Raw genomic sequence first — 6692 nt, 5'->3', positions numbered from 1 at the left:
CTTTGGAAAGATTAAGAATGCTAGAGGTTTAGCTACTCGATACGACAAGCGCGCCGACAACTTCCTCGCTGCTGTAAAACTGTTCGCAGCCCGACTCTGGATCAACGCTTACGAGTCTACGGCCTAGCCTGTCGCTCTCGACTCGGGATGGAGGCAGGATGGCGCGGCGGCGATTATTGACCGGAGAAGAAAGGCGTCGCCTGTTCGATATCCCCCATGACGAAACCGCGATCGTCGGCCACTATACCCTTGCCGCCGAGGATCTCGAACTGGTCGGTCGCCGCTATCGCCCTGCCAACCGCCTCGGTCTGGCAACGCAGATCGCGCTTATGCGGCATCCCGGCTTCGGTTTGCAGCCCGACGTCGACGTCCCCGATGCGGTCCTTCACTATCTCGCCGCCCAGCTCTTCGTCGATGTTGATGCGTTCGCCGACTATGGCCAGCGCGCGCAAACACGTAACGATCATGCCGACATTGCGGCACGGCATCTGGGGCTACACCCTTTTCGGCGAGGGGATATACCGCTCGCGCTCGATCTCGCCGCAAGAGCTGCGGAGCGGACCGATCGGGGCGAACCTATTGTCCGCGCATTGATGGAGGGGCTGAAGCAGGAACGCTTCATTCTTCCATCGGCAGACACGCTCGAACGTGCGGGCCTCGCCGGCAGGGCACGCGCCCGCAAAGCCGCGGCGGCGCTCATTGTCGAAAGCCTGGGTCATGCCGAACTGGCGCGGATCGATGATCTGATCGTCAACAACAGCGACTTCGGCATGACGCCGCTGGCCTGGCTGCGCAATTTCGAGGAAGCGCCCACCACGGCGAACATCAACGGGCTGCTGGAACGGCTACGCTATGTGCGCGGAATCGGCATCGACCCGGCGATCGGCGCGAAAATCCCCGACTTCCGGTTCGCGCAGTTCATGCGCGAAGGTGGCGTTGCGCCGGCGTTCCTGCTCTCCGATTATAGCCTTAACAGGCGCCGCGCGACGCTGATCGCGGCGGTCATCGACCTCGATGCCAGGCTCGCCGATGGTGCGATCCAGATGTTCGACAGGCTTGTCGGAAGCCTGTTCACACGGGCGCGGCGCGGGCGGGAAAGGCGCTATCAGGACAGCATCCGCTCGGTCGGCGAACTTATGCGGCTGTTCGGCGCGACGATCGCCGCGCTGGGAGAGGCGGTCGAACATGGCGGTAATCCGCTCGAACTGATCGACGAAGCGGTAGGCTGGCACAGACTGGTCGCAGCCAAATCGCAGGTCGATGCGCTGGCCGAGCTGGCGGGCGAAGATGCGCTTGTCGCGGCGACTGGTCGCTATGCGACGCTGCGGCGGTTCAGCCCGGCTTTCCTCGATACATTCACGTTCAAGGCATCGGGGAGCGGATCGCAACTGGTCAAGGCCATCGAGGTCATCCGCGATACCAATGCCCGCAAGGCCCGCAGCCTGCCCGAGGGCGTTCCGCTCCCATTCGCCAACCGGCAGTGGAAGCGCCTCATCACCGAAGGTGGCCAGGTCGATCGCCGGCGATACGAGACGGCCATCATGGCCACGCTGCGCGATCGGTTGCGCGCCGGCGACATATGGGTCGAAGGAACCCGCAATTATCGCCGCTTCGACACCTATTTGCTGAGTCGACGCGATGCCGATAAGGTGGCCGACAGCCTGCCATTCCAGACCGATGCGGCCGCCTATCTGGAGGAGCGGGCAAGGACGATCGACTGGCGGCTGCGCCGTTTCGCCAAGCAACTCAAGGCGAACAGGCTCGCGGGCGTGGCGCTCGAACGCGACCGGCTCAAGCTGCAACCCATGCCGGCGATCACTCCACCCGAGGCGGAGGCTCTCGATCGCAGGCTCGACGCCTTGCTTCCGCGCGTGCGGATCACCGAACTCCTGGTCGAGGTGGCCGAGCGCACCGGGTTCCTGAGCGCATTTCGCGATCTTCGGTCCGGCAAGGAGCATGACAACCCGCACGCGATCCTCGCCGCCATTCTCGCTGATGGATCGAATCTGGGTCTAGAGCGCATGGCCAACGCCAGCGACGGGGTGAGCTACGCCCAGCTTGCCTGGACCCACAACTGGTATTTGTCGCCCGAAAACTATCAGGCCGCGTTGGGGATGATCGTTGCCGCGCACCATGATCTTCCTTTCACGCGCCATTGGGGAGCCGGCACTAGTTCATCCTCCGATGGGCAGTTCTTCCGCTCGGGCCGCAACCGATCGGCGGCGGCCGACATCAATGCGAAATATGGCAGCGAGCCGGGCCTGAAGATCTACTCCCACCTGTCCGATCATTTTGCCTCGTTCGGATCGCGGATCATGTCGGCCACCGCCGGCGAGGCCCCCTACGTGCTGGATGGCCTGATGCTCGGCGCCGGCGCGCTACCGCTGCATGAGCATTACACTGATACCGGCGGCGCGACGGACCATGTCTTTGCCCTTTGCCATCTTCTCGGCTTCCGGTTCGTGCCCCGTCTGCGCGACATCGCCGACCGGAAACTCGGCTCGATCGCCGCGCCTTCGACCTACAAAGGCATCGAAAGCCTCATGGGCCGCACGATCAAGACGGCGGCGATCGAAGCCGATTGGGATGACATCGTCAGGATCGTCGCCTCCATTAAGGAAGGAGCCGTTGCGCCCTCCGCGATCCTGCGCAAGCTGGCCGCCTACAAGCGCCAGAACAGGCTGGATTTTGCGCTGGCCGAACTCGGCCGCATCGAGCGGACGCTATTTGCGCTCGACTGGCTTGAACAGCCCGACTTGCGTCGCGCCTGCCAGGCCGGCCTCAATAAAGGCGAAGCACGTCATACCCTTGCCGCCGCGATCTACACCAACCGACAGGGGCGGTTCACCGATCGCTCGATCGAGAATCAGGAATATCGGGCATCGGGCCTCAATCTGCTGATCGCGGCGATTTCTTACTGGAACACCGTCTATATGGACAGGGCCGCCCAGCATCTCCAATCATCCGGCGGCACCTTCGATGATGCGCTGCTTGCCCATCTCTCGCCGATGGGCTGGGTGCATATCAGTTTGACCGGCGACTATCTGTGGCAAAGGGCAAACCGGCTCTCCCCTGGCGAGTTCCGCACCCTCAACGATCCCATGGCCCGCCTCAAACTCGTGGCATAGCCAGTGTTCTCATTATGTCCGCCAAATCGTTGTCTGGCGCACAAACCTTGAGGTGACGCCTTGAGCGGTCGGTTGGTTCACCTCGTTTGCCCCGCGAGCTCCCAATCGACGGCGACTCAACACGTGACGAAGGTCAATGGGGATCATTGGACACAGAGCCTGATCACCGCGTTTCATTTTGCGGTCTACAGCCCCTTGACCTTCCCATGGTGGGAAGCCGCATCTCGTGTCTCAGACACCAAGGATCATCAAATGGCCGATCATAGCTGCTGCTCTTCCAACACTGCGACTCCCTCGCGAGACACAGCTCTTCACGAGGTGAAGGATCCAGTCTGTGGGATGACCGTCGACCCGGCAACGGCCAAGCACCAGCATGAGCTCGGCGAGACCAAATACTATTTCTGCAGCGCCGGCTGCAAAGCGAAGTTCGCCAGCAATCCGGACCGCTACCTCAATCCGGCCGGAACTGACCCTGCCGTGCTTCACCCGGCGATGGGCACGCTCCCGCAGGCTGCAGAAGGCAGCGTCTGGACCTGCCCAATGCATCCGGAGGTTCGTCGATCCGGTCCTGACAGCTGCCCGATTTGCGGCATGGCACTGGAACCCCTTGAGCCCACTTTGGACGAGGGCCCGAACCCTGAGCTGATTGACTTCACGCGCCGTTTCTGGGTCTCTGCCATTCTCTCGCTACCGCTGCTGGTGCTCACCATGGGTGCCGATCTGTTCGGCTGGCGGATACTTCCGCCTCGCACTTCCTCCCTAGTGCAGCTTGCGATTGCGACCCCTGTAGTCCTGTGGGCGGGGTGGCCCTTCTTTGAGCGCGGCTGGGCGTCAGTGAAGACGCGCAACCTCAACATGTTCACTCTGATCGCAATCGGTGTCGGAGTGGCATACGCCTACAGTGCCTTTGCAGCGCTGTTCCCCGGCGCCTTCCCGCCCTCCTTCCGCTCGCACGAGGGCGAAGTCCCGATCTACTTCGAAGCAGCGGCGATCATCACCGCCCTCGTTCTCCTCGGCCAGGTGCTGGAGCTTCGCGCGCGAGCAGCCACCGGACAGGCTATACGTGCTCTCCTGGGGCTGGCGCCCAAGACGGCTCGCATTGTTCGGGAGAACGGTCTGGAGGAAGACATCGACCTGGAGCTCGTCCAGGTGGGCGACGTGCTCCGCGTCCGACCGGGCGAGAAGGTGCCCGTCGACGGCGTCGTCCTCGAAGGACGCTCGAGCGTGGACGAGTCGATGCTCACTGGCGAGCCGGTCCCCGTCACAAAGACGGAAGGCGATCCCGTCACCGGCGCGACCGTCAATGGAACCGGCGCGCTGCTCGTGCGCGCCGAGCGTGTTGGTCAGGACACCATGCTATCGCAGATCGTCCGCATGGTCGCTGACGCTCAGCGTTCCCGGGCACCGATTCAGAGTTTGGCGGACAAGGTCTCAGGCTGGTTCGTCCCCGCCGTTGTCTTCATCGCGCTCCTGTCATTCGCGATCTGGTCGATCTTCGGTCCCGCGCCCGCAATGGGCTTCGCTCTCGTCAACGCGGTCGCGGTTCTAATCATCGCCTGCCCCTGCGCCCTCGGACTGGCAACGCCCATGTCGATCATGGTCGGGACCGGACGCGGCGCTCAGGCAGGCGTCCTCGTGAAGAATGCCGAGGCGCTCGAGCTGATGGAGAAGATCGACACCCTCGTCATCGACAAGACCGGCACCCTGACGGAAGGCAAACCCCGGCTCGTCGCCGTCCATGCGACGGGCGACACCAGCGAGGAAGACCTGCTTCGCCTTGCGGCAGCGCTGGAGCGCGGAAGCGAACACCCGCTCGGCGAGGCGATTGTCGCGGCCGCGCATGAGCGAGGGTTCTCGCTTCCCGACACGAGCAACTTTGAGTCCCACACCGGCAAGGGCGTCACCGGGCTCGTCGACGGGCGACAGGTTGCACTGGGCAACGCCGCCATGATGACCGCCGCACGCGTCAACGCAGGCGCCGTGCAGGAACAGGCCGCCCAACTCCGGAGCCAAGGCCAGGGCGTCATGTTCGCGGCGATCGACGGCCGCATGGCGGGTCTCCTCGTGGTTGCAGATCCCGTCAAGGGAACTGCCGCATCTGCGGTCAGGGCTTTGACGCACGATGGCGTCCGGGTGATCATGCTCACCGGCGACAACCGGGGAACAGCCGATGCCGTTGCTCGCCAGGTCGGCGGGATCGACGAGGTCATCGCTGATGTTCTTCCGGATCAGAAACAGGCTGTGGTGGAGCGCCTCAGGGCCGCCGGCGCACGGGTCGCCATGGCCGGTGACGGCATCAATGACGCTCCAGCCCTCGCCGCAGCCCATGTCGGCATCGCCATGGGCACCGGCACGGATGTCGCCATGGAGAGCGCGGCCGTAACGCTCGTAAAGGGCGACCTAACGGGCATCGTACGGGCACGGCGCCTGTCCCGCGCCGTGATGCGCAATATCCGTCAGAACCTCTTCTTCGCGTTCATCTTCAACGCGCTTGCAGTGCCGATCGCGGCCGGCGTTCTCTATCCGCTGTTCGCGATCCTCCTCAGCCCGATCATCGCTGGAGCTGCTATGGCGCTGAGCTCGGTCACCGTCATCGGAAATGCGCTTCGCCTGAGGCGAGTGCGGCTCTCCTGACGGTCCTCGCCTGAAGCAACCTCGATGGGAGCCCTTACTGCGAGCATTGTGTGGAGCCGCGTCTTGGCTTCCTCCCAAGCGCTGACGTCCTCCAAGCGGCAGCCCTGAGGCCCCACACCCAAGTCCGATCTACTATGGATCACCATTTTCACCAGTCCGAGGTGCCCGTGATGAGCAGACATGATGAACCCATTGACGGAGACCTTGTTCGCGGGCTGCCGAAGATACCGGTCCCCGACGATGTCCAGGAGGCGGTCCGGACACTCATTCGCTGGGCTGGCGATGATCCGGACCGCGAGGGACTTCTCGACACGCCTCTCCGCGTCGCCCGCGCCTGGAAGGAATATGCTCGGGGCTACGAGCAGGATCCCGCCCACCACCTCGGCCGGACCTTTGACGAGGTGGGCGGCTATGACGAGATCGTGTTGCTGAGGGACATACCCTTCCAATCGCATTGTGAGCACCATCTCGCACCTATCATTGGCAAGGCGGCCATCGCCTATCTGCCAAATCAGCGGGTCGTCGGAATTTCGAAGATCGCGCGGGTGCTTCACGGATTTGCTCGCCGGCTCCAAGTTCAGGAGCGACTGACGGCGCAGGTGGCGGACTGCATCTGGACCCATCTCGAGCCGCAGGGCGTCGCCGTGGTAATCGAGGCGAGCCACGCCTGCATGACCGCGCGCGGCGTCAACACTCCCGGCGTGATGATGACCACCAGCCGTATGATGGGCGTCTTCCGCGAAGACGAACGCAGTCGGCGTGAAGTCCTGGCTCTGATGGGCTACTAGCATCAGGTGGCGACAAATCCCGGTTCACCCTGAAGCGGCTCGGGCGATCGGCATCTCAGGGGCACATACCCACTCAACTGCAGCAGCTGAGGAGCCTTGCAAAATGTCCTCGCCTTTTGAGCTTGTCGGGCTCCTCACCCAT

General features: G+C 63.4%; 3 protein-coding genes. All 3 read left to right on the top strand.

Translation table 11 applies throughout. The features are described from left to right. The first annotated feature begins 158 nt into the window (after positions 1–158). The 3 genes from FG91_RS18015 to folE all read left to right on the top strand — a co-directional run bounded on the left by FG91_RS18015 (position 159) and on the right by folE (position 6550). The gene (locus tag FG91_RS18015; protein WP_081940667.1) at positions 159–3128 is read left to right on the top strand and encodes a Tn3 family transposase; all 2970 of its coding nucleotides are present in this window, start codon (positions 159–161) and stop codon (positions 3126–3128) included. 252 nt (positions 3129–3380) lie between these two features. Beyond that, a complete protein-coding gene (locus FG91_RS18010; protein ID WP_081940668.1) occupies positions 3381–5762 on the top strand; it encodes a heavy metal translocating P-type ATPase in 2382 nt (793 codons plus the stop codon). Positions 5763–5932: 170 nt separating this feature from the next. Next, positions 5933–6550, top strand: a complete 618-nt coding sequence (gene folE / locus FG91_RS18005; RefSeq protein WP_037517770.1) for a GTP cyclohydrolase I FolE — start codon at positions 5933–5935, stop codon at positions 6548–6550. Positions 6551–6692: the final 142 nt, after the last annotated feature.

It is taken from the genome of Sphingopyxis sp. LC81, assembly GCF_000756375.1.
GTDB lineage: Bacteria > Pseudomonadota > Alphaproteobacteria > Sphingomonadales > Sphingomonadaceae > Sphingopyxis.
The sequence above is the reverse complement of the archived record's forward strand: the minus strand, read 5'-3'. Positions and strand labels throughout refer to the sequence as shown.

What these genes read in the sequence shown, in the direction of transcription:
- FG91_RS18015 (WP_081940667.1), top strand. Translation starts at nt 159, where the DNA reads ATGGCGCGGCGGCGATTATTGACCGGAGAAGAAAGGCGTCGCCTGTTC.
- FG91_RS18010 (WP_081940668.1), top strand. Translation starts at nt 3,381, where the DNA reads ATGGCCGATCATAGCTGCTGCTCTTCCAACACTGCGACTCCCTCGCGA.
- folE (WP_037517770.1), top strand. Translation starts at nt 5,933, where the DNA reads ATGAGCAGACATGATGAACCCATTGACGGAGACCTTGTTCGCGGGCTG.